At 30.9% G+C, this 26,385-nt stretch carries 19 protein-coding genes and 1 riboswitch; of the genes, 1 reads left to right on the top strand and 18 read right to left on the bottom strand.

The annotated features are described in order from the left end of the window. Positions 1-66 precede the first annotated feature (66 nt). The 3 genes from KQI42_RS07750 to KQI42_RS07740 are packed head-to-tail and all read right to left on the bottom strand — an operon-like array spanning position 67 to position 3,741. Positions 67-1,239, bottom strand: coding sequence for a D-alanine--D-alanine ligase family protein (locus tag KQI42_RS07750; protein ID WP_343231669.1), 1,173 nt, complete (start codon positions 1,237-1,239; stop codon positions 67-69). Positions 1,240-1,263: 24 nt separating this feature from the next. Then, positions 1,264-2,919, bottom strand: coding sequence for a UDP-N-acetylmuramoyl-tripeptide--D-alanyl-D-alanine ligase (locus KQI42_RS07745; RefSeq protein ID WP_343231668.1), 1,656 nt, complete (start codon positions 2,917-2,919; stop codon positions 1,264-1,266). A gap of 60 nt (positions 2,920-2,979) precedes the next feature. After that, positions 2,980-3,741, bottom strand: coding sequence for an alpha/beta fold hydrolase (locus KQI42_RS07740; RefSeq protein ID WP_216518486.1), 762 nt, complete (start codon positions 3,739-3,741; stop codon positions 2,980-2,982). A 347-nt stretch (positions 3,742-4,088) separates the two neighbouring features. Here KQI42_RS07740 and KQI42_RS07735 point away from each other — a divergent pair, with 347 nt between their 5' ends. After that, positions 4,089-4,742, top strand: coding sequence for a FlxA-like family protein (locus KQI42_RS07735; RefSeq protein WP_216518484.1), 654 nt, complete (start codon positions 4,089-4,091; stop codon positions 4,740-4,742). A 78-nt stretch (positions 4,743-4,820) separates the two neighbouring features. On the opposite strand, the gene KQI42_RS07730 is transcribed toward KQI42_RS07735, so the two are convergent. The 15 genes from KQI42_RS07730 to rpoN all read right to left on the bottom strand — a co-directional run bounded on the left by KQI42_RS07730 (position 4,821) and on the right by rpoN (position 25,971). Further along, a complete protein-coding gene (locus tag KQI42_RS07730) occupies positions 4,821-6,821 on the bottom strand; it encodes a sodium-translocating pyrophosphatase (protein ID WP_216518482.1) in 2,001 nt (666 codons plus the stop codon). A gap of 30 nt (positions 6,822-6,851) precedes the next feature. Then, on the bottom strand, positions 6,852-7,082 hold the full coding sequence (gene secG / locus KQI42_RS07725; RefSeq protein WP_216518480.1) for a preprotein translocase subunit SecG: 231 nt from the start codon (positions 7,080-7,082) through the stop codon (positions 6,852-6,854). Positions 7,083-7,458: 376 nt separating this feature from the next. Further along, positions 7,459-8,004, bottom strand: a complete 546-nt coding sequence (locus tag KQI42_RS07720; RefSeq protein ID WP_216518478.1) for an ECF transporter S component — start codon at positions 8,002-8,004, stop codon at positions 7,459-7,461. Then, positions 7,986-9,656, bottom strand: coding sequence for an ABC transporter ATP-binding protein (locus KQI42_RS07715; RefSeq protein ID WP_216518476.1), 1,671 nt, complete (start codon positions 9,654-9,656; stop codon positions 7,986-7,988). Before KQI42_RS07715 ends, KQI42_RS07720 begins: the two co-directional genes overlap by 19 nt. Next, the gene (locus KQI42_RS07710; protein ID WP_216518473.1) at positions 9,629-10,522 is read right to left on the bottom strand and encodes an energy-coupling factor transporter transmembrane component T; all 894 of its coding nucleotides are present in this window, start codon (positions 10,520-10,522) and stop codon (positions 9,629-9,631) included. The genes KQI42_RS07715 and KQI42_RS07710 overlap by 28 nt, the downstream gene beginning before the upstream one ends. Continuing rightward, positions 10,519-11,478, bottom strand: coding sequence for a DUF4430 domain-containing protein (locus KQI42_RS07705; protein ID WP_216518471.1), 960 nt, complete (start codon positions 11,476-11,478; stop codon positions 10,519-10,521). Before KQI42_RS07705 ends, KQI42_RS07710 begins: the two co-directional genes overlap by 4 nt. Positions 11,479-11,536: 58 nt before the next feature. Then, a complete protein-coding gene (locus tag KQI42_RS07700; protein WP_216518469.1) occupies positions 11,537-16,648 on the bottom strand; it encodes an S-layer homology domain-containing protein in 5,112 nt (1,703 codons plus the stop codon). Between the two features lie 106 nt (positions 16,649-16,754). Continuing rightward, positions 16,755-16,904: a DUF2292 domain-containing protein gene (locus KQI42_RS07695; RefSeq protein ID WP_246566246.1), complete on the bottom strand. Its 150-nt coding sequence runs from the start codon at positions 16,902-16,904 to the stop codon at positions 16,755-16,757. A gap of 130 nt (positions 16,905-17,034) precedes the next feature. Continuing rightward, a riboswitch (cobalamin riboswitch) is annotated at positions 17,035-17,235 on the bottom strand. 208 nt (positions 17,236-17,443) lie between these two features. After that, a complete protein-coding gene (gene eno, locus KQI42_RS07690; protein WP_216518467.1) occupies positions 17,444-18,736 on the bottom strand; it encodes a phosphopyruvate hydratase in 1,293 nt (430 codons plus the stop codon). A 14-nt stretch (positions 18,737-18,750) separates the two neighbouring features. Next, entirely contained in the window at positions 18,751-20,286 is a 1,536-nt protein-coding gene (gene gpmI / locus KQI42_RS07685; RefSeq protein ID WP_216518465.1) for a 2,3-bisphosphoglycerate-independent phosphoglycerate mutase, read from the bottom strand. A gap of 14 nt (positions 20,287-20,300) precedes the next feature. Beyond that, positions 20,301-21,047 carry a triose-phosphate isomerase gene (tpiA, locus tag KQI42_RS07680; RefSeq protein WP_216518463.1) on the bottom strand — a complete coding sequence of 249 codons (747 nt, stop codon included), beginning with the start codon at positions 21,045-21,047 and terminating at the stop codon, positions 20,301-20,303. 12 nt (positions 21,048-21,059) lie between these two features. Then, entirely contained in the window at positions 21,060-22,250 is a 1,191-nt protein-coding gene (locus tag KQI42_RS07675) for a phosphoglycerate kinase (protein ID WP_216518624.1), read from the bottom strand. A 72-nt stretch (positions 22,251-22,322) separates the two neighbouring features. Next, a complete protein-coding gene (gene gap / locus KQI42_RS07670) occupies positions 22,323-23,327 on the bottom strand; it encodes a type I glyceraldehyde-3-phosphate dehydrogenase (protein WP_216518461.1) in 1,005 nt (334 codons plus the stop codon). 38 nt (positions 23,328-23,365) lie between these two features. Next, complete coding sequence (locus KQI42_RS07665) at positions 23,366-24,397, bottom strand: sugar-binding transcriptional regulator (RefSeq protein WP_216518460.1); 1,032 nt, start codon at positions 24,395-24,397, stop codon at positions 23,366-23,368. A 197-nt stretch (positions 24,398-24,594) separates the two neighbouring features. Beyond that, positions 24,595-25,971 (bottom strand): RNA polymerase factor sigma-54, encoded by a 1,377-nt coding sequence (gene rpoN / locus KQI42_RS07660; protein ID WP_216518458.1) that lies wholly within the window; start codon positions 25,969-25,971, stop codon positions 24,595-24,597. Between the last annotated feature and the right edge of the window lie 414 nt (positions 25,972-26,385).

Below are 26,385 nucleotides of genomic sequence, written 5' to 3'. Positions count from 1 at the left end.
ATCTTATAGATTATAAAAATAATGTAAGATACTTTTAATATCTTACACTTTTACTTTGCTGCTGATTTATTTAGCTCTGACTTTACCACCATATTGGATTCTGTTAAATAAATTTGCATCATAAGAATACATGTTTTCATTTTTCTCTTCATGAATTTTAATAGCGATATCTATTAGTTCATTAATTAATTTTTTAAATGGATATCCTTTACCTTCCCAAAGATAAAAAGCTACAGATCCAGGAAGTGTATTTATTTCATTAATGTAAACTTTATTATTCTCATCTAATAAAAAATCTATTCTCGATGTTCCTCTACCATCTATAGATATAAATGCTTCTTTAGCTATAGTCTCTATCTGTATTCTGATATTTTCTTCAATATCTGCAGGAATTATTCTCCTTTCACCACTGCTTTTTCCACCTTTTGCATTACTCTTTACATATTTATCTTCAAAAGTAAGAATTTCTTCCCAGCCTAAAGGTTCTTCACATAAAGAAGTAATTATCTCTTCATCATAACCCATTACAGCACAATTTATTTCCCTAGGGTTTTCTACTGATTTTTCTACTATAATCTTCCTATCATATTCTATAGCAACTTCACTAGCTTTTATAAGACTTTCCCTATCCTTAGCTTTAGATATACCAATACTAGATCCTAAATTAGCCGGCTTCACAAATAAAGGATATTCTAATTTTTCCTCAATATTTTTTATAATATCATCTTTATTATTCTCCCATCTTGATCTATAGAACCATGTATAATCAACGATTGGAAGATTGTTAGCTTTAAAAACATCTTTCATAAGAATCTTATCCATCCCTACACTAGATGCTAAAACTCCTCCACCTACATAAGGGATGTTCATTAACTCAAATAAACCTTGAATAGTTCCATCTTCTCCATTGGTACCATGAATAGTTGGAAATACTATGTCTATTTTATCTATTATTTTCTTTCCAAAAAGTCCAAGACTTTCTGGATGAGCATAAATATTTTTATCTCCATGATTTGGTGATAAAATAATTTCCTTTAAATCTTTAAGATTATTTTCTTTAAAACTCTTGAATTCCATTAAGCTATTTCCAGTTAGCCATTTTCCATCTTTGTTTATATAGATTGGTACTACTTCATATTTTGTCTTATCAATATTTTCAATAACCTGCATACCAGTGATTACTGATACTTCATGTTCTACACTCCGTCCACCAAAGATCACGGCAACCTTTTTTTTCACATAAAAGACCTCCTTCATATAAACTTATTCATTGTAGTTATCCGGTAAATCATTTTCAAATAAAACTACATCTTTTGGTTTAACTATTTTTTGAATTTGAGCTGAAGCTTCATCTAAATTGTTGACAATAAATACATTGTCCTTATTATAGTTGACTTCCATTAATCCCTCATATATAGGAGTAGTTCTCTTTTCTCCTACAAGTATAACATAATCGCAAACTTTACCAATATTAACTCCAAACTCTCTATTTGCATCGGCTTCCATAGATCCTAATTCAATCATTCCTGGAGTAACTATAATTTTTCTACCTTCTTTAAATTGACTTAATACCTCTAAAGCTGCCTTTGCTCCTATAGGATTAGAGTTAAAAGCATCATCTATTATAACTACACCAGTTCCAGGGTTTATCATATTCAATCTATGAGGTATTGGTTCAATTTTTTCTATGCCTTTCTTTATTTCTTCGAAAGACATTCCCATGGATCGTGCAACACTTACTCCTGCCAATACATTATAAATATTATGTTTGCCTAATAATTTAGTTGTGCATCTAATACTATTTCCTTCTTTATCCTTTACCATAAAAGTTGATCCTATTTCTGAAACTTGTATATCTTCTGCATAAATATCTAAACTCTCTTTATCCTCTAATCCGTAAAGAATTTTTTCCTTGAAGGTCTTATCTGCTAACTTTTTGATATATTCATTATCATAATTAAAAATCGCTACTCCATCTGTAGGTAATTCCTCAATCAACTCATATTTAGTTTTCATAATGTTATCAATATTTTTAAAGGTTTCTATATGTGCAGGTCCTATAGACGTTATAACTCCTATTTTAGGAGACACTAGTTCTGCCAATTCCCTTATATCTCCAATATTTCTTGCTCCCATTTCTGCAACAAATATTTCATGGTCCTCTTTTAAATCATTGTTTATTATCTTACTTAATCCCATAGGGGTATTATAACTCTCTGGCGTATTTAAAACCTTAAACTTCTCACTTAATATAGTACCTATAATAAATTTTGTACTAGTCTTTCCAAAGCTTCCTGTAATACCTACTACATTTAAGTTTCCCATAGATTTTACTTTCTCTTGAGCCATTGTATAAAAATGCATATTTATACTTTTTTCTACCGGTTTTATTATAATATTTGATAAAAGCATGATTAAAGGTTGGAAATAATATAATAGCATTTCCATAAATATAACTATAGGTAAAAATAGCATAAAATGAGAGGTAAATAAACTATAGATAAAATATATAACAACTGTAGTAATAATATTTAAAGCTATATTTGTGTAATATAATCTTTTTGCCCTATTAGTTAAGACTAAAGGCTTCTTGGGTTCATCTATATTCTTTTCTATAGACATAAGCATAATTGCCATCCAAATAATAAAATATATATAAGCCAAATAAACACTTAACTTTGTATTAATAAGTATTATACCTACAATTAGGTATATAAATGTTGCTATAGTCCCAAGTAAAAGAGTATTCTTCATCTTTTTAGAGTAAACTCTACTGTTATTTTCCATCCATTTTATATATTGTTCATTTTTATAACCTTCTAATTGAATCATATGTAAAAAATATTTAGCTCTTTTCAATATGAGTAATAAGCCTATTAAACTAAGTAAAAGGAATATCCCTATACCAAACCAATTCACTTTATCAACCTCCACAATCAACATATAAATCTACTACTCCATAATTTTTAACTACTTCTTTTAAGGCAATAAAAAAGCTTTCAATATTGTTGCAAATCTTTGATAGTTATCTAAGTAAGAATAGTGTCCTGTACCTTCTAGTACTACCAGGCCACTATCAGGTATTTCCTTTTCCATTATCTTGCCCATATATAAAGGTGTGTCAGTATCCTTATCTCCCCAAATAAGAAGAGTTGGTGCTTTAATATCCTTTAAAATAGGTTTTAAGTTCTCATTCACCACTTTGACTAATATCCTCCGCATTATACCAGAAGCATTTTTATAGTCTGTAGAGCCAAATTTTTTATAAAATCTTTCCATTTTATTTTCGTTACTCATCCAGAAAAAAAGGTTTTTATAGATAAATCTTGCAGATTTAAAACTATAAACTTTAAGATAATATTTTAAGCCTCTTTTTGGTATCAATCCAGCACTATCTACTAAAACTATTTTATCTACTATTTCTGGATATTTTGTCCCTAATATAATAGATAGTTTTCCACCAAAGGAATGACCTATTAAAACAAGTTTTTGCATTTCCATTTCATCTATAAATTTTTTAACTATTTCAGCATATTGAAAAGAATCAAATACCTCATAAGGTTCTTGGCTTTCACCAAAACCTGGTAAATCTAAAGCATATACTTTAAAGTTATTTTTTAATACATTTAAAATAGGAACTACTGTATTAATATTTGCACCCCAACCATGCAAAAGTAGAACATTATCCCCATTACCTTCACATATATAATTTAATTCTAATCTATCTATGTTTATTTTCATAAAAACCTTCCTCACAAACTATTATATTAAATATTATTAACTATCTATGTAGTAATATAACATATATAGCTATTTTTTTGTTTATAGCCAATGACTATAAGATTATATCATATAAATGTTAGGTTTTATAGTGTAATTAACATACCGTTGCTTAAGAATTTTAATAATATTTATATAGTCAATAATCTACTTTGCCTATTAATATATATTATATCATAGATTCATTTTTATGTTATCTGGGTTTTTCAACTGTACCCTGCAAAAATCCTAGACAAATATTAAAGGTGTAACCTCTTAGAGTCGATAACAATATATATCTAGCTAAAGAGAGGGGATGAAGATAAGATATGAAAATTCAAAATATGCCTTATAACAAAGCTATTGCTCCAAAGGTCAATAATGTTGCTAGTCATATGGAAAAACAAATTCAAGCCTTACAAAAACAAATTGACACTATTAGAGAAAGCAATGAAGATCCTAAAATAAAAATGGAGAAAATAAAAGAGATTGAAGAACAGATAAAGGGTCTTCAAGGTCAAATACAACAAGCTATTTTACAAGAAAGACAGAAGGAAATAGAAGAAGCACAAAAACAGATGGAAGAAAAATTGGAAAAGGATGAATTAAAATATAAAGATGAAGATGAAGTTATTTTTTCTTCAAGAGCCAAAACTTTAATCTCAGCTACTAATAATCTTGCCCAATGTAATCCCCTTAGAAAACGTCAATTAGAGTTAAGAGCAAAGCGTTTTTATGAAGCAGCTAAAGAAGTTGAAGATAAGATTGTAAATAAATCTTTAGATATCCAGAAAGACTTAAATGAAACTGTTAAAAAGGAATTAGAATTGAAATCTGAAGCCAATAAATATAAGAAAATAAAGTACAATAATACAGAAGAAGATTCTTTATCAGTAGAAAATGCTAAAGAAAATCTTTTGGCATACAAAACTAACGGACAAGGTATTATAAAAAAGCAGAAAAAAGTTGATATAATATGTTAGTCATTTATAAATAAAATAAAACTTTACTTAAAAAGCCCATATCTTTATAAAGATATGGGCTAAATTTATTCTATTTAATTAAAATAATATTCCACCATAATTTACAAACAATTGGGCAAATACTAAAGCTACTATAGTCATTAATTTTATCAATATGTTTAATGATGGTCCTGATGTATCTTTAAATGGATCTCCTACAGTATCTCCAGTAACAGCTGCTTTATGAGCTTCACTGCCCTTTCCACCGTGATGTCCTTCTTCAATATACTTCTTAGCGTTGTCCCACGCTCCACCAGCATTAGCCATGAATATAGCCATTAATACTCCTGTTACTAAACCACCAGCTAATAATCCACCTAAAGCTTCTGGTCCTAATAATAAACCAACAGCTATTGGTACTATTACTGCTAGCACACCTGGTATAATCATCTCTCTTAATGCTGCTTTTGTACTGATATCAACACAAGTACTATATTCAGGAGTAGCTTTACCTTCCATAATACCTGGAATTTCTCTAAATTGTCTTCTTACTTCTTCAATCATACTAAATGCTGCTTTTCCTACAGCATCCATAGTCATAGCCGAGAATAGGAACGGAAGCATTCCTCCAATGAATAATCCTGCTATAACAGATGGTTCTGTTAAGTTAATTCCACTAAGTTGTACAGCTTGTGTATAGGATGCAAATAAAGCTAAAGCAGTTAAAGCTGCTGAACCTATAGCAAATCCTTTACCTACTGCTGCTGTCGTATTTCCAACAGAGTCTAATTTATCTGTAATTTTTCTAACGTCTGATGGTAATTCACACATTTCAGCAATTCCACCAGCATTATCTGCGATTGGACCATAAGCATCTACTGCTATAGTCATACCTGCTGTAGAAAGCATTCCAACTGCTGCTAAAGCAATTCCATACAATCCAACAGCTGTCTCAGCTGCTCCACCAGATACATAGAAAGCTACTAATATACCTATTGCAATTACAACTATTGGTCCAGCTGTAGACATCATACCTATAGATAGTCCACCTATAATATTAGTAGATGCTCCAGTTTCTGATTCTTTTGCAATTCTCTTAACTGGTTTGTAATCTCCAGATGTATAATATTCTGTTATTCTTGCAATTATAAGTCCTACTGCTAATCCTGATAATATAGCTATAAATGGCTTGTATGATCCTAAAATAGAATTACTTAAGAAAAATGCTGCTATTAAAGTAATAGCTGAACTTACTAAAGTACCATTATTTAAAGCTTTTTGAGGATCTTTGTCCCCTCTAACAAAATAAACGCCTATTATTGAAGCAATTATTCCACATGCTGATAAAGCTAATGCAAAAGTAACTCCATTTTCTCCATAAGCTACTAATCCTAAAGTGATCGCTGATATTATTGCTCCTACATAAGATTCAAATAAGTCGGCACCCATACCAGCTACGTCTCCTACATTATCTCCAACGTTATCAGCTATAACAGCTGGGTTTCTTGGGTCATCTTCAGGTATTCCTGCTTCTACTTTACCTACTAAGTCAGCACCAACGTCTGCTGCTTTAGTATAAATTCCTCCACCAACACGAGCAAATAAAGCTATTGATGAAGCTCCTAAACCAAATCCTGTTATAATGTTAGGGTCCCTAAATATTATGTATAGCTCCCCAACACCTAAAATACCTAAACCTACAACACACATTCCCATTACTGCTCCACCTGAAAATGCTACATTTAAAGCTTTTGTCATTCCACTTTCCATTGCTGCATTAGCAGTTCTTACGTTAGCCTTTGTAGCTACCTTCATTCCAAAATATCCTGCTAAAATTGAGAATAGTGCTCCTAGTACGAAACAAATTGCTGTGCTAAGATTAATTACAAATGTTAAAATAATAAATAGTGCAACAACAAAAATAGCTAAGGATCTATATTCTCTCCTTAGAAAAGCCATAGCACCTTCTTGGATATAAGTCGAAATTTCTTTCATTCTATCATTGCCAGGACTAACTTTATCGATTGTACTCGCTTTATAAAAAGCAAATAACAGGGCTATTATACCGACTATTGGTGCAGCTGTTACTGCGAACTCCATTTAACATACCTCCTTTTTATTTATTTCTATTTATTTCACTGCCGCTAAAACTAAAGCAGATATTATAAAAATAACGGCCGAAACTGTAGTAATTCTTTTAAGCATATCTTCATAGCTTGTTCCTCTATTTTTACCCCACAAAGAATTAGTAGATCCACCACCTATAGCTCCTAATCCTTCTGACTTGCTTTCCTGTAATAGTACACTAATGATTAATGCTAAACTTGATAAAAGAATTAAAATTGAAAATAAAATTGTCATATTTACACCTCCTATATGTGAAATGAATATTAACTTCATCATTGCCATAAACAACAATATTTTAACATAGTGACACTATAAAATCAATAGACAGATTAATTCTATAAGGTAAGAAATAGTAAGGGAGATGCCTTACTATTTTTACACATTATATCTTAAGCCAAGTTCATAAATAATATACCCCTACATATCTACTCTATATCAATAAGGCCATACTTAATTTTAATTCGGTCCAATTTTTCAATCATAGGCTCAGAAATAAAAAACAAGAAAAAAACTGTAGCAATAGAATGAACCATATCAAACCAAAATCCTGAAATATAAGTTGCTAACAAAGCCTTCCATGAAAATTGAGATGTAAATATTAATAGACTTCCTATATTAATAATTCCTCCATATATGAAAAATGTCGATAATCCACCATAAATACATAAAGATAATCTTTTTTTTTAAGAATTCCTTTCTTAAATAAAATGCCAGCCAAGAATCCAATAATTCCAAAACAAAACATCTGCCATGGTGTCCATGGTCCCTGTCCAAAGAAAAAATTAGAAACAAATCCTGTAATTGCACCTACAAGAAAACCAGATTCTGCTCCTAAACAAACACCTGATATAATTACAATAGCCACAACAGGCTTAAACTGGTGCAGCATAAAAAAAGCTCCTCTTCCTGCAACAGCAACGGCTGATAATACTGCAATAATAATTAATTCTCGTGCTTGAGGTTCTCTCTTCTCAAAAATCATAGCAAAAGGAATCATAGTATAAATTATAATTAAAAGGCTAATAAAATAATATTTTCTATCATTTAAGAAAAATATACCAAATAAAATAGTAACAGGAATTATAAATAAAATAAGAATTGATGATATTAAAGTTCTACGACTTAAAGAATTATTTTTTAATCGTTCTTCCTGCATAGTTTAATCACATCCTCTATAGTTACTACCTCTCTACATATGTGCCTAGCTATACGATTAGCTGAAGTAGTATAAAAGCTATTTCCTGAAAAAAACTCTCTTGTATTATTAACAGTGATTATACTTCCATCAAAAAACATTGCACAAACATCTGCATATTTCCCACAAAATTCAATATCATGAGATACCATAACTATAGTTACTCCTTGTCTAATTAGAGATTTTAAAATTTCTGCTAATTTTTCCTTAAAGAAATTATCCAATCCTTTAGTTGGTTCATCTAATAATAATATTTTAGGTTCTAATAAAAGAACCTTAGCAAGAGCAGCCCTTTGCTGCTCCCCTCCGCTTAAATCATAGGGATGCATATCTAGTAAATTATTTAACTCCATAATTTCTACTATTTTCTTTACTTTATATGACTTTTCTTCTTTATTCAATTTTGTATCAGATAGTATCTCATATAAATCTAATTCTACTGTCTTTTTTACAAATAAATTTTGAGGATTCTGAGGAAGTATTCCCAAATTATTTTTAAAAAGTTCTTTAGTACTCATCTTTCTAATATCTTTACCATTTATTAAAACTTTGCCTCTATAAGGAATATTTATACCACTAATTATGGATAACGCCGTCGTCTTACCTGTTCCATTACCTCCTACAATACAATAAAATTCTCCTTCCCTAACTTCTAAGGATAGATCTTTTATAGTATCAGGCATATTTCTTTCATATCTAAACCATATATCTTTCAATTTTATTGCTATATTTCTTGATTTATTTAAATTTTCCACTATACATAATTCCTCTTTAATAGTCTTTCCGTCCATAAATTTACTAATCCATTTTCTTCCTTCCTTTATAGTAATAGGACAGTTTTTATCATCTTCTACCCCTTTATAAATTTGCATAGCTGATGTCATAGCAGAAAACATAGGGTGTTTCATTTTACTTAATTTATCTCCTACAACTTGTGGCAAATCATTGGCAATAATCATGCCTTCATCTATGACTATTAGACGGTCTGCCATAGGAATTATTTCTTCTAATCGATGCTCACTCATGATAATTGTTATACCTAGTTCCCTATTTATTTTTTTTATTGTTTCTAGAAAATCTAAAGCTGCAATAGGATCTAGCTGAGATGTGGGTTCATCAAGTATTAGAACCTTAGGTTGCATAGCCATAATCCCTGCCAAATTCAAAATTTGTTTTTGTCCTCCTGAAAGCTCCGTAACTTTTTTATGAAACCAAGTATGTATTCCAAAAAAACTTGCCATTTCAGCTACGCGAAGACGAATTGTACTATTGTCATAGCCCAAGCTCTCTAATCCAAATGCAAGTTCATGCCATACTTTATCTGTAACAATTTGATTGTCAGGACTCTGAAGTACATAACCAATTTCAGAAACTTGTTTAGAACTTTTAACTTCTGATAGAGGTTGTCCATAAAAATATATTTCTCCTTCACTTTTTCCATGAGGTGTAAGAATAGTTTTAAATTGTTTTAATAATGTACTCTTCCCAGAACCAGATTTCCCACATATGATTATAAATTCCCCACTATCTATACTAAGATTTATATTGGAAAGAGCTTTCTTAGAGCTTTCAGGGTATGAAAAACTTAGATCCTCGATTCTATATGCTTCCATTTGATTGCCTCCTGAATATTAATAATGACTGGTATCATACATAATATAAAATAAGATATATATATCAACACGCTAAATACTGTAATATTTACAATTTTTATAGAAGGGAAAAAACGAATTGTATTTTGTCCCATTGCAGCCCCAACTAAGACAATGCCGATTAATCCTATCATAACTCCAAAAATTACTTTGTCCCTATTATCAAAACGAAATATTGAAAAGCTAGTCCTTCCTGGCAATCCGTAGCCTCTAGATTTCATAGAGTCTGCTGTTTCAATAGCATTTTCCAAAGCCCATGTAGCCATGATTGATAAGATTTTAATACCATTCTTAGCTCTTTTAATTATATTACCTTGAGATATATCTCTCCCTATGCATTTTTGAGCATTAGAAATTACTTTTATTTGTTCTATATACCTAGGAACAAAACGAAGTACCATTGAAAAAATTAATGATAACGCTGGTATAACCCTTCCAAATAAGTAAATAAATTTATCTGATGTCATTACTGAATTATAACAAGAAAACCATAAAATTACTGTTATAAACATAAAAGCTGCTGATATGCCATAAATTATAGATTCAAATGTAATTGGGTTTCCACTTTTTAAATAGAATAAAATAGTTACTCCAGCATGATTAAAGGCAGGATTTATCATAGCCATAAATAGGAGCATAGGTAACATATATAAAATATTAAACTTAAGCCCACTTTTCCCCTTTATCATAAGAGAATAAGTAAAAGCACTTATAAATGCTATACCCTGAAATGCTGGGTGCATAAAAAACATACTAAAGACTATTACAGCTATAAAATAAGTAAAATTTATAATAGGATGGAAAGTAGAGAAACTATCTCTCATCATTCTTCTCCTCCCGTAACTGCCCAATCTCCACCTATATCACGCCCTAAGTCACATGTATAAATCCACTCAATTTTATCACCATCTTGTAATTGATATCTGCTGGCACCATAGTTTGGAAACCAACCATTTACTCTATACATCCAACCACTAAGCTCTCCACAATCAAATTCATATATATTGTTAATTCCTGCAATATAATTACTGTTATATATAGGTGTCATTACAAATTCCATATGGATTTTATTTTCTTGCATTTCTCTTAGCAAAACATCAAATACAGACTCTCCTTCATAGAAAACAACCTTTTTCGTAGCATAAATAATACCATCTTCAGGCAATACTTCAAGTTTATCCATATTAAATAAATGCATATTATTTAATATGGTTTTGCAGGTTACTGATAATGTAGCAGTTAATGTATTTTCTTTATTTATTGTTATGTCTTGCCATTCAACTGGTTCAGGTTTCCCTTCTGGAACTGGGTCTGTTAGATACTTATCTTTTTCATCTATATTTTTTTTATCTTGTGCTATTATCTTTGCTTTTTCATTCTTCCCCTTTTTAGCATTTTCTTCTTTGGTTTCTATTTTATTAGTTTGTTCTCTTTTAATTTCTTTTTGCTTATCTGCTTTCTTATCATTATCCTTTTTATCTATGTATTTTTTCTCTGAATCTATTTCTAAACCTAGAGATTCTTCTTCTGATTCTTTTACTAAATCCCCTTGTAATTTGCTTTCTTCTTTTTCACTATTTTCTATGTCTCTGATATCTTCATTTTTCTCATTAGCTTCTATACTAATATCATTATTAGAAGGAGATGTATCTTCAACAATTCCCGCATCTTTTTCCATTTGCTCCATACTTAGGGGAACTACTTCTTTATTTCCTCCCCCAAAAAATGCTATGGTCAATATAGCCATTATAAATAGTGTTAATTGAATTTTCTTCTTTCTCATTTAATTACCACCTTAATTTTTAAAGAAGGGTAAAGAAACTTTACCCTTCTTTAAAATACTATTTTTTTACATCTGTCATATTATATAAATGATTTTGTCCATTAACAAACCTATTATATGCTACAATAGCATACATTGCTTGATCTGTAGCCATAGGGTCAACATCTCCTGGTTTTGCTCCACCATTACCTTTTCCACCTGGTTTTACATGGTAGAATCCTCCTTCCGATACAGCAAATCCTAGTAGTGCATCCATAGCTGAATTACCATTTTTAATAAATCTTGGATCATTATGTGGATCAATGCCCAATCCTGTTAAAGCTACAACAACTTGAGCTATACTTTCGGAGTTAATAGATCCCCAGCTAAAATACCCACCATCTTCATGTTGAGCTTTTGATAACCATTCAAGTCCTCTATCTACTGCTGCTTTAACTTCAGGTCTATTATAATATGGAGTAAGTCCTTGTATAGCCATTGCTGTTATATCTGGATCTGCCTCAGAAGGTTTCTCTCCTAATGCCCATCCTCCACCTTTTATCTCTCTACCTAAGATAAATTTCACAAGCATATCTCTTGTAGTCTGGGTTTTTACTTCTCTGTCTATAGGTATTTCATAGTTATTGCTATCAAGCGCTATTAAAGCAAATATTGGTCCATTGATGCCTTGTTTTATTAAAGTGTCAAAATCTGCAAGAGGTTTTGTTAAATCATATCCAGCTACATTTGTAACATCTTTCCCTATTGATGTTAGTGCTAAAATAACTCTGTCGTATTCTGTATATTTTATATGATGTAGCTTTCCTTCTTTTTCCTTTAAAGTTTTTTCTACAGTTGAATAATATTTGCTGTAGTAGCTATTAGGAACTTCAACACCAGAACGAGCCAGTCCAAAGACTGTCCACTCTCCACCAACACTGGCTATAATTGGATCAGTAATTGTTTTTTGCATAAATTCTGCTGTTTTATTAATCTGTTCCTTGACATCTAAATGCTCTACTTTATCTACATCTATTTTTTTATCCTCTAGTTTGTTTAAATGCTTGTAATTATACCCTCTCATGGCTACTACAGTTGCCATTTCTCTTGTAGCAAAAGATTTTGGATCAAATTTTCCATTATCTCCAGTCATTAATCCCAGAACCACAACTGTTTCTACATCTTTTTTTGCCCAATCAGATACTTTATCTATATCTTTAATTATGATATTTGGCTTGACATACTTTAAATCCAATGCCCTTACAATTATAGCTGCCATTTGTTCACGAGTAATATTATCCTTTGGATTAAATTTATTTTCGTTCCCTTCTACAATACCTGCTTTATATGCGGCATTTATATAAGGATAAAACCAATCTTTCTGATTAACATCTATAAAGTTAATAACATTATCAATTTTAAGATCGAGGCCTAATATAGACGTCATTACCTTTATAAATTCTACCCTTGTAATATTAGCTTTTGGATTAAATTTACCATTGCTACCTTCTATAAATCCTTTTTGTGTAGCTTTTTTAACATACTCGAAAGCCCATGATGAAATAGATTTTGAATCTGAGTATAGTTTGTTTATGCTAACATCCGTTAGACTTTTGTTTCCAGCTTTCCATTCTAAATTTGTTGATTTATTCGTATCTACTGAATTATTTGGATATGCTGAGTTATTGGAATTTACTGAACCTAGTATTTTATATGTTACCTTATATGTCTCATCCCTTCTATTTCCTTCTGAATCTATAGCTGTTATTTCTACTATATTCTCTCCATCTTTTAATATAATCTTATAGCTCCCATTTGTTCCTCTTACTTCTACTCCATTTAACTTAACTATTAAAGTTGTATTTTCACCTTTTATAGGTCCATATGTTGCCCTCCCTATAACCTTAAATGTTAATTCCTTTTCTGTTACTTCTTTTCCATCTTTTATACCTTCAACAGTTATAGTTGGCTGATCCCATTTAGTAATATCTTCTCCAAGATCTTCTCCTAAATTAGTAGTATATCTCCACTGTACAACTTCTCCATCTTTTAATTTATATGCACTTGCCCCATAGTTAGGATACCAGCCATCTACATTATACATCCAGCCACTACCACTACCATGGTCAAATTCTCCATCTCCATCTATCCATTCTATATACACACTATTATACTTTGGAGTCCAAACATAGGTATATTCTATACCACGCTTATCCATCTCTCTTTTCAATAGTGTCCAAACTGTATCACCTGTTTTAAGCTCTACTTTTGTAGGTTTAAGAACATGACCTTTATTAATAGTTAATTTATCTATTGATAGAGTAACATATTTTTTTGTTGCCCCTGGTGCTGGCTGTTCTGGCTTTGGCTGTTCTGGCTTTGGCTGTTCTGGCTTTGGCTGTTCTGGCTTTGCCTCTTTTGCATCGCTCATATCATATAGACGATTCTTACCTTCTATAAATCTATCATATGCAATAAGAGCATATGTCCCTTGATCTGTAGCCATGCCATCTACTTGTCCCCCTATAGATGGTCCTCCTCCAGTATTTTGACCTGCTTTTACATGCATAAATCCACCATCCGGCAATGCAAAAGTCATTAAAGCATCTATAGCTGAATTACCATTCTTAACAAACCTTGGATCTGTATGAGGATCAATTTCCAATCCTGTTAAAGCTACAACTACTTGAGCTATACTCTCAGAATTTATACTTCCCCAGCTAGAGTATCCACCGTCATTTTTTTGAGCTTTTGATAGCCAAGTAATTGCTCTATCTACTGCTGCTTTTACCTTTGGATTAGACTTATAATACGGAGTAAGTCCTTGTATTGCCATTGCAGTTATATCTGGATCAGGTGTATTTCCTCCCAATGCCCATCCACCTGCATTTTCAGTTCCTTTATTTATTTCTTCATCTAAGATATACTTAATAAGATTATCTCTTGTAGTTTGAACCTTCACTCCTTCTACTATGGGTATTTCATAATTATTTGTGTCGAATCCTATTAAAGCAAATATAGGTCCATTTATTCCTTGTTTAATCACATAATTATAATCCGCTAAAGCTTCTCTTATATCATAGCCACCTACATTAGTTATGTCTTTTCCTATAGAACTAAGTCCTAATATTAATCTAGAATGTTCAGTTCCTTTTGCTCTATGAAGTTTACCTTTATTTTGTTCCATTAATCTTTTTACTTCATTAACCACATTATTATAGTAAGTATCATAGTATCCTTTAGGTACTGGATATTCACCTCTTGCTAATGAAAGGATAGACCATTCTCCCCCACCTGTTCCAAAAATTGGATCTTGGGTGTTTTTTAAAATATATTTAAGATTCTTTTGAACTTGTTCTTTTGGTGTTAATACTTTATTATCTTTTCTATTTACAGTTACAGAACAAGTTGCTTTCTTATTTCCATCTTCCGTTGTTGCTATAATTGTCGCTGTTCCTTTTTTTATTCCTGATACTTTTCCATTACTATTTACTTTTACTATTTCTTCATTGTTACTTTCCCAGATAATATTTTTATTTGTTGCATTATTAGGGATTATAGTTGGATTTAATTCTAAGGCTTCTCCTTCTAATAGTTCAATATCTAATTTATCTAGAATTATTGAATCTACTTTAATCAAAGGTTTATATATTAATTTATATATGTAATCAGACCTATTTCCTGATGAATCTGTTGCTTCTATTGTTATAGTATTTTCACCATCTGTTAATAAAACATAATATTTTCCATCTGTTCCCGTTACAATACTTCCATTATGTTTAATTACTGGAGTTATCTTTCCATCTACATCATCTATTGCAGTTGTTATGAAAGTTAATTCTTTCTCTGTTACTGTTTCTCCATTATTTAATCCTTTCACTGTCATTACTGGTGGCTCTATGTCTTTTGGAGTTGATAATGAATTAGTTAACTTTTGATATGCATCATCAATTTCTTGTTGAGTAGCATCTATTTTTTGAAGAATATACATCCCATTGTCATAAGCCTCTTTTACTCTGCTGCTTGATAAGTACTCTTCTTTATCGCCACTACTATTAATTTCAGCTATTTTTTTAATCAATTCACCTTTATTTACCTTAGGGAAAAATTCACTTCCACTTCCTCCGCCTAAAGCATCGGAACCACCAATATCGTTACCATAGGCTAATGTGAATTGTACACGCACTATATCTCCATCTTGAAGATATTTATCAGAAAAACCAACATTTGGAAACACGTTATTTACAGCATACATCCAGCCTGACATAGAGTTAAAGTTAAACTCTCCTAACTCTCCATATGAGTAATCCTCTTCATCATAAACTCCTTCTAACTTTTCTTTCAGTACTTCTGGAATACTAGGGGTTGTCTTATAAATTGTATTTGTATCATCCAAAAGATATGATAAATAAAAACCACTTTCGAGGTTTCCACTATGATCATAGTCATATCCATTGTCTTTTAATATTTGAACTAATTCCTGAGCTGCATTTCGCCCTTTGTGAATATCAACTTGAATAGGCTCTATTAAATATCCTATACCTATTGTGAAAGCTTCCATAGTAAAGGTAATAGTACCAATTACTTCTTCATCCTCTGCCTCTTCACGAATTATTGTGTATTCTGCTAAGTAGTTTTTTTCATTATAAGTTACATTAATTTCAATATTATTTGTACCTACTCTTAAATCTAAAGTATAGCTGGTCTTTTCTAGATCGTCCCAAGTGGCGCTAACAGGTTCTCCATTATTTGTGACCTTAACATAAGAATCATCTATTTTATTTCCATTGCTATCTTTTACCCATAAATCAAATGTCAGTTTATCTGATTTTGTTGCCATATCTTCTAAGTTAGTTTCGATTCTTGGTTCTTTATCTTCACTAGAATCAAGTGTAATATGGTCGATTACTGGTACATTTTCATCTATACTTTCTGATATATTTTCTTTTTTTTCATCTGTTTCTTCTGACATACTTACTTCATCAACTAATTCTTGAGACCCTGTTTTATCTGTTATCTCCTGAACATCCAACTTTTCTAAATCACCTATTTCATCTATCAAATTGGTTGGCATTTCTGCTGGAACTTGACTCTCTGCATTAACGATGTAACTGTTAAATAAACCTGAAATAGGTGACATTAGAATACTTAATATAAGCAGTATTGATAATATCTTATTGTACCTTTTCATATACCATCTCTCCTTTACTATGTAATATTTAGTTATAGAAATAAAAAAAACTACAGGAAGCTCTTTTAAATCTTGGGCTACCTCCAGTTTTCTGGTCAGTATATTATTAAAGTTTTATAGACTTCTTAACCTCTTCTACTCTTATAGGAATACTATTTTGAATAATAATTTTAATTTCTCCAAATTCTGTTTCTCTAATTAAATCTATCAGGTTTTCTTCTTGTTCGTTCAACTTAATTCCATTATCAGATTTCAATGTAGCACCTCCTTACTTTATTTTAATTAATAGAAAAAACCTTTCAACTAAGATAGTTAAAAGGTTTTTAAGTATTATAAAAACAATTATTTATATACAATAATAACACCTCCCTATCCCTCGCAGAGTATAATGGTGTAACAAATAGGCAGGTCTCCTGGCTTAAGTATCATCATCTTCCAAACCTTCCCGATTAAAAAATCAGTGGTATCACTTGAAAGACTCTTCTTATACAGTGGCGTGACCGCGTGGGAGTTTCACCCATCTTCCCTTTTCACCAATTCATGTTTATGTTTAAAACATAATTGACACCTATTTATGTATTTGGTTGTAATTTCTAAAAAATGAATAAAAGCAAAAATTGTTATTTAAAAAGATAAATTTTCCATTAATCTTATTATATTTGTTATTTTAATAAAAATCAACTTTAAAAGTTCTTTATGTAGTTTTAATCTTATATATTACAATAATATAAATTTATAAATAAAAATAAGGAAATAATAAAATGTCTTATTATCTCCTTATTTGAGTTTAATTTTTTATTTCTTTATGTTATAGAATGCTTTTTTCCCTCTATATTCGCTAATATCTCCTAATTGATCTTCTATTCTTAATAATTGATTGTATTTTGCAACTCTATCTGTTCTTGATGGTGCACCAGTCTTTATTTGGCCAGCATTAGTTGCTACTACTAAGTCTGCAATAGTTGTATCTTCTGTTTCTCCAGATCTATGGGATACTACTGCTGTATATCCATTTACTTTAGCCATTTCAATAGTATTTAAAGTTTCAGTTAAAGTACCAATTTGGTTCAGCTTTACTAATACTGAATTAGATACTCCTAAGTCTATACCTTTTTCTAATCTCTTTGTATTAGTAACGAATAGGTCATCTCCAACAAGTTGAATTTTATCACCTAATCTTTCTGTTAAAGCTTTCCAACCATCCCAATCATCTTCAGCTAAACCATCTTCTATAGAAATAATTGGATATTTTTCTACCATTTCTGCATAATAATCTATCATTTGCTCAACTGATAATTCTCTTCCTTCACCTTCAAGTTTATAAACTTTTCTCGCTTCATCATACATTTCTGTAGCAGCTACGTCTAAAGCTAAGAATACATCTACCCCTGGTTTATAACCAGCTTTTTCTATAGCTTCTACTATAGTTTTTAAAGCTTCTTCGTTGCTTGATAAGTTTGGAGCAAATCCACCTTCATCACCAACAGATGTGTTTAATCCTTTAGCTTTTAGAACTGATCTTAAGTTATGGAATATTTCTGCTCCCATTCTTAATGCTTCTCTAAAGTTTGCTGCTCCCACAGGCATAACCATGAATTCTTGTATATCTACATTATTATCAGCATGTTCTCCACCATTTAAAATGTTCATCATTGGAACAGGTAATACTTTAGCATTAACTCCACCAATATATTGATATAGCGGCATACCCAATTCATCAGCGGCTGCTCTAGCTACTGCAAGAGATACCCCTAAGATTGCATTAGCTCCTAATTTACCTTTATTTTCTGTTCCATCAAGCTCTATTAAATAATTATCTATAGCTACTTGATCAAATACATCCATACCTATTATTTCGTCTGCAATAATATTATTTACATTATCTACGGCTTTTAATACACCTTTTCCTAAATATCTAGATTTATCTCCATCTCTTAGTTCTACAGCTTCAAATGCACCTGTAGAGGCTCCTGATGGTACTAAAGCTCTACCAAAAGCATCATTTTCTGTCCATACTTCTACCTCAACTGTTGGATTACCTCTTGAATCCAATACCTCTCTTGCATATACATCTGTTATTATACTCATATATTACTCCTCCTTTATTCCTTGATTATTAATGAATTTCCAGTCATTTCTTCAGGTTTTTCTAAGTTCATTAGTTCTAATATAGTAGGTGCCAAATCTGCTAGAATTCCTTCTTTCAATTTAACATCTTTTTCTCCTACTAATATTAGTGGGACCCTATTAGTTGTATGAGCAGTAATTGGACTGCTATCAGATTCATCTATTAACATCTCCGCATTTCCATGATCTGCTGTTATTAAAGCATTGCCACCTTTTTCTTCTAATAAACTTATTATCTCACCTAGACAGCTATCTACGGTTTCAATAGCTTTTATTGTTGCAGAAACTACTCCAGTATGACCTACCATATCTGGATTAGCAAAGTTTAAAATTATTAAATCATATTTATCCATTCTAAGTCTGTTTAGCACTTCTTCTTTTACTTCAACAGCACTCATTTCTGGTTTTAAATCATAAGTTGCTACTTTTGGTGACGGTATTAATGCCCTATCTTCATTAACAAAAGGTTGTTCAACTCCTCCATTAAAGAAGAAAGTTACATGAGCATATTTTTCAGTTTCAGCAATTCTTAACTGATTAAGACCTTTCTTACTTATATATTCTCCTAAAGTATTTACAGGAGGCTGATTTTTATAAGCCACATGAACATTTTCAATAGTCTTATCATATTCTGTCATAGTTACAAAGAAAGGATTAACTTTCTTTTCTCTGGCAAAACCATCAAAATTTTCATCTACAAAAGCCCTAGTGATTTGTCTAGCTCTATCTGGTCTAAAGTTAAAAAATATTATTGAATCTCTACTATCTACAGTTGCAACAGGTAAATTGTTTTCTTTTATAACCGTTGGTATAATAAATTCATCTGTTACACCTTCATCATAAGATTTTTCAATAGCTAAATCTGGTGAACTGTTTTCATTACCTACTCCTAAAGTCATGGCATCGTAAGCTAATTTAATTCTTTCCCATCTTTTATCCCTATCCATGGAATAATATCTACCTGATACTGTAGCAATCTTACCTACACCTAATTCTTCCATTTTAGCTTCCAATTTTTTTACATGCTCCCTACCTATAGTAGGTGGAACATCTCTACCATCTAAAATTACATGAACATATACATCATTTAAACCTTGCTTCTTACATAATTCTAGCAATCCATATAAATGAGTATTATGACTATGAACACCACCATCAGATACTAAACCCATTAAATGCATTTTAGAATTATTTTTCTTTACATTTTCTATAGCATCTAAAAATTCCTTCTTTTCAAAGAAATCTCCATCATCTATGGCTTTACTAATTCTAGTTAACTCTTGATATATAATTCTACCAGAACCAATATTTAAATGACCTACTTCAGAGTTTCCCATTTGCCCTTTAGGAAGTCCTACTGCCAATTCACTAGCTTCTAAGGTAGTATTAGGATATTCATTCATTAGCCTGTCAAATATAGGTGTTTTAGCTAGTTTTATTGCATTACCTGGATAGTCTTTCCCTATGCCCCAACCATCTAGTATTATTAGCATAACTGGTTTTTTAGTCATAGTTATTCCTCCAATTAATAGTTTATTAACTTATGGAAATCTTCTGCCTTTAAGCTGGCACCACCAACTAATGCACCATCTATTTCAGATTTCTCCATTAATTCTTTTATACTACTTGGTTTTACACTACCTCCATATTGAATTCTTATGATGTTCTTTTCTTCTTCACCATATTTCTCTCCAATTATTTTACGAATAAAACCAATCATATCATTAGCATCTTCACTAGATGCTGTCTTTCCTGTACCTATTGCCCATATTGGTTCATAGGCAATCACAATGTCTTTGATTTCTTTTCCTTCTATATCATCAAAAGCTTTTAATACTTGTTTTCTTACTATATCTTTTTCAATATTTGCTTCTCTTTCTTCTAGAGTTTCACCTACACATACAATAGGTTTCAATTCATGATTTAAAGCTGCCTTTATTTTTTTATTAACCGTTTCGTCAGTTTCATTAAAATATTGGCGCCTCTCTGAATGACCTATTATTACATAGGTTACTCCCAATTCCTTTAACATTAAAGGTGAAATTTCCCCTGTATATGCTCCACTTTCTTCCCAATGCATATTTTGTGCTCCAAGCTTAATACTAGTACCTTCTATAGATTTTTTAACTTCTTGAAGATTAGTAAAAGGAACACAAAGGACAACTTCTACCCTTTCGTTTAGGTCATAGGATTTTATTTCTTCAACTAATTGTAGGGATTGACTTATAGTATTATTCATTTTCCAATTCCCTGCAATAATCGGAGTTCTCATTTATCTTCCCCCTTATTTATCTGTAATAGCTGCAATTCCTGGTAGAACTTTTCCTTCTAACAGTTCTAAAGAAGCTCCTCCTCCTGTTGAAATATGAGTCATTTCAGCTTCATAGCCTGCTTTTTCTACAGCAGATGCACTATCTCCACCACCAACTATAGTTATAGCACTAGATTCTGCCATAGCCTTAGCTATTGCATCAGTACCCTTTTTAAAGTTTTCCATTTCAAAAACACCCATTGGTCCATTCCAAACTACAGTTTTAGCTTTTTTAATTTCTTCTGAGAATAATTTTATACTTTCTTCTCCCATATCTAATCCCATCATATCTGATGGTATTTCATTGATTTTAACAGTTTTAAATTCTGTATCATTTTTAAATTCCTTTGCTACAACTACATCTACTGGTAATAAAAGCTTAACTTTCTTTTCTTCAGCTTTTTTAAGTAATCCTTTTGCTAAATCTATTTTATCTTCTTCTAATATTGAAGTACCAATTTCATATCCTTGAGCTTTTAGGAATGTATATGCCATTCCTCCACCAACTAATATGGTATCTACTTTATTTAACAAATTTTCAATTACTCCAATCTTATCCGATACCTTAGCTCCACCTAAAATAGCAACAAAAGGTCTTTCTGGATTTTCTAAAGCTTTACCCATAATTTCTATTTCCTTTTGTACTAAATAACCTACAGCTGATGGTAGATAAGTTGATATACCAACGTTAGAAGCATGAGCTCTATGAGACGTTCCAAAAGCATCATTAATATAAAGTTCTCCTAAAGAAGCTAACTCTTTAGAAAAATTCTCTTCCTTCTTTTCTTCTTCTTTTCTATATCTAGTATTTTCTAAAAGCACAACATCACTATTTTTCATATTATTAACTATTTCTTTTACTTTATCACTAACCACCATATCATCTTGTGCAAATACAACATCTTTATTTAAAAGCTCTGATAATCTTTTTGCTACTGGTCCTAAACTATATTTTGGGTTAGGTTCTCCTTTTGGTCTTCCTAAATGAGACATAAGTATTACTCTTGCTCCATTTTCAATTAAATAATTTATTGTTGGCAAGGAACTTGTTATTCTTATATCATCTGTTATGTTTCTGTCTTCATCCATAGGCACATTAAAATCGCATCTTACTAATACTTTTTTGCCTTCTACATTTAAATCTTTTAATGATTTTTTATTCAACATACTAAACCCACCTTTTTACTTAATATAGTTTTTAAAAGCCGGTCTTGATATCAAGACCGGGCTTTATAATTATTTATTAGCAATATAGCTTGCTAGGTCAACAACTCTTTCTGAATATCCCCATTCGTTATCATACCAAGATACAACTTTAACCATATTATCTATAACCATAGTTGAAAGTCCATCAACGATTGAAGAATGTGAATCTCCTCTATAATCAATAGATACTAATGGTTCATCAGAGAATCCTAATACGCCATTCATTGCTCCTTCACTAGCTTCTTTTAATGCTTTGTTTACTTCTTCTGCTGTAGTGGATTTTTCTACTTCAAATACCACGTCTACTACTGAAACAGTAGGAGTTGGTACTCTCATAGCAAATCCATTTAATTTTCCTTTTAACTCAGGAATTACTAATGCTACAGCTTTAGCAGCACCTGTAGTAGTTGGTATTATAGATTCTGCAGCTGCCCTAGCACGACGAAGATCTTTATGTCTCTTATCAAGAATTTGTTGGTCATTTGTATAAGCATGAACTGTTGTCATTAAACCTTTTTTAATTCCAAAGTTATCTAATATTACTTTAGCAACTGGTGCTAAACAGTTAGTTGTACATGAAGCATTTGAAATAATGTGATGATTTGCTGGATCATAGTCTTTTTCATTTACTCCCATTACTATTGTAATATCTTCATTCTTAGCTGGTGCAGTAATCATAACTTTTTTAGCTCCAGCAGTAATATGTTTTGATAATCCTTCCTTGTCCCTGAAAGCTCCTGTAGAGTCTATTACTAATTCTACGCCTAATTCTTTCCATGGAATTTGCTCAGGATCTCTGTGTGCAACTACCTTAATTTTCTTGCCATTAATTACAAAGCCATCTTCTTCTACTTCTACGGTTCCTTTAAATCTTCCATAAAGTGTATCATATTTAAATAGATGGGCTAAGTCATGTAAATCACCTGATGCATTTAATGCTACTATTTCAAAGTCCTCTATTCCTTTTTCTGCATAGATTCTTAAAACGTCTCTACCAATTCTTCCAAATCCACTTAATCCAACTTTCATTGCCATAAATATTCCTCCTTAATATTTATTAATTATTATAGCTACTATGTAGCTTTACTCACTATTTCAATTATTTTTTTAGCAGCTTCTTCATCAGTAACAATAGTCATCTTTTTCCTTAAAGAAGAAACTGCAATTATAGCTTCTGCTTTTTCTTCTCCTCCTGCTACTCCTATAACATGATCTATTTCTTTGTATTTTTCTATAGTCAATCCTACAGTTAAGTATTCCCATATTTCTCTACCCTTTATATCAAAATAATGACCAAAAGCTTCTGCAACAGCTCCATCTTTTGTAAGGGCATCTATTTTTTCTTTTGGCAAATTTCTTCTTTCAGCCATAGTATCTGCTCTACCAATGCCAAATACTAAAATATTCATTTTATTTATAAAATCTATGGATTCTTTTACATCTTCTATTTTTCTAATAACTTCCAAAGCCTCTTTTTCTAGGCTATCGGGTACATGAAGAAGTTTATAATTGCCTCCTAGTTTTTGAGCTAATTTAGCAGCAATACTATTTGCTTGAGTTTCTACGTCTTTGCCTAAACCGCCTCTAGCAGGTATCACTAATACATTATCTGCTATTTTACCTGGTATCATTTCTTCTGCTACACTTGCCATAGTATTTCCACCAGTAATTCCAATAATGCAATTATCTTTAATAATTTTTTTTAAACTTGCTGATGTAATTTTACCCATATCCTTTAATACTAATCCATCTTCAGCAGAATTTCCTGGTAGAATAATTACCTTCTCTACATTTAGCATCTTCTCCAAGGTTTTTTCAAGCTGTGAAATACCTTTAAATTCATGAATGACACTACCTAAATTAGCCAATACATCTTTTCCTTCTTTAGTAACATACATACCCATAGTTTCCACATTTAATAGTCCCTGATTTTTAAGAAAATTTACTTCTGTCCTTATGGTTCTTTCTCCTAAACCTAAGTTATTGGCTAAAGTTCTTCTTCCTATAGGCTGGTTATAATATATGGTCCTTAAAATGATGTATCTCTTTTCCATTATTTCTAATATCTCTGGAACAATTTTCTTTTCTAACTCAAGCAAATTCATAGTAAACCACCTCTTACCTATTATGCTATCCTAATTTCAGAAAAATAGCCCAGGGACTCATTGCGTCCCACATGTGCATAATCCATCCCACATTTATTAAAAAAATTAGGAGTGAATTCACTGCCTAATAATATTATATACCAATAAAATTTCTTTTACAATACCTGCAAAAAAAATAGCCCTATTAATTTGGGCTATTAATATCGTCTTCTCATAGATGACGATGGTATATTTAATTCATCTCTATATTTTGCAACAGTTCTCCTAGATATAATTATTCCCTTCTTTTTAAGTAAATCGGCTATTTGCTGATCACTATAAGGTTTCTTTGAATCTTCTCTATCAATCAAATCCTTTATTGTTGATTTAATACTTATTGCAGATATATCTCCGTCATTTCCAGATATGCCACTGGAGAAAAAATACTTCAATTCAAATAATCCCCTAGGTGTTTGAACATATTTTCCATTAGTTGCACGACTTACAGTAGATTCATGAACTCCAATATCGTCAGCCACATCTTTTAAGGTTAAGGGTCTTAAAGCCTTATCCCCTTGTTTGAAAAAGTCTAGTTGAAATTTCAAGATAGATTCTATTACTTTGTATATAGTCATCCTTCTCTGTTCTATACTTCTAATAATCCACATAGCCGAGTTAAGTTTTTCTGTAAGAAAATCCGTTGTACTTTGGTCACCACCATGCCTCATTAATTCACGATAAAAGCTATTAATATTTAATCTTGGGCCTGTTATATCATTTAATATTATAATAAATTCTCCATCTATCAATTGAATAGCTGCATCAGGAGTTATATATTTTACTTCATCATAGTTACCACTATAACATCTCCCAGGTTTTGGCTCCAATTTCCTTATATAATCGCAAATTTCCTGTACTTCTATTAAATCAATATTTAATTCCTTGGCTATTTTTTGCATCCTATTATGGGCTACATCTTCAAGATAATCTTCTATAACTTTTTTAATATGTGGATTTCTAATTCTAAGTTCATCTATTTGTATCAATAGACATTCTCTTAAATCTCTTGCGCCTACTCCTAAGGGTTCAAAACTATGAATAACAGCTAAAACGTTTTCAACGTCATGAACACTAGCCTTTGTAAATTGAGCAATTTCACTTACTGACGTAATTAAATAGCCATTTCTGTCAATATTATCAATAATGTTCTCTCCAATTTTTAGTTCATTAGCTTCTAATCTCATTAAATTCAATTGAAACATTAGATGTTCTTTTAAAGATGGTAAATAGCTGATATAACTTTCATAGCTATATTCTTTAATATTTCTATCTCTTTGTGGCTTATAGCTTATATCATCATATTTTTCAATATATTCTTTCCAATCAATCTCTTTATCTTTTGTATATTCTTCAATATTTTCAAATTCTTGATCATTATGAACAGTTTCTAACATTGGGTTTTGTTCTATTTCTCTTTCTAAATACTCATTTAATTCTAAACTGTTATATTGAAGAAGCTGAATGGCTTGTCTTAATTCTGGAGTCATTATTAACTTTTGGACTTGTTCAAGAGTTAAATCATAACTGAGTTTCATTAAACTCACTCCCACCAATTAATTTCATTAATAAATTATTATTAATACTTTAGTTCTATTATACCAAATTAATCTTTAAAGTACAAAATCATTTATTTTTAGACAAAAATTTCATATTTCATTTTCGCTAAGAGTCTATTTATTGCTATTTTTTCTATTTTTCATATTTAGTTATATAAGGAAAGATTCAAGCTTACATCATATTATTATAACTAAAAGTTTAACTATTTGACTTTTGATTTTATTATGTTTAAGTAAATTCTTATGAATTTAGATTAAAAACATTATCAATAAATATCTTTATTTGAATATTAAAATAGAAAAAACTTGAAATACTAATTTTTTTATGCTATTGTTAAATATATAATTAATTACATATTTAAGTCCTTTAAATGATCCTGAGAGATTGTAAGG

The organism is Tissierella simiarum, from assembly GCF_018917865.1.
GTDB classification, from domain to species: Bacteria; Bacillota; Clostridia; order Tissierellales; family Tissierellaceae; genus Tissierella_C; species Tissierella_C simiarum.
Note: the sequence above shows the minus strand (reverse complement) of the source record. Positions and strands in the feature narration are given on the sequence as shown.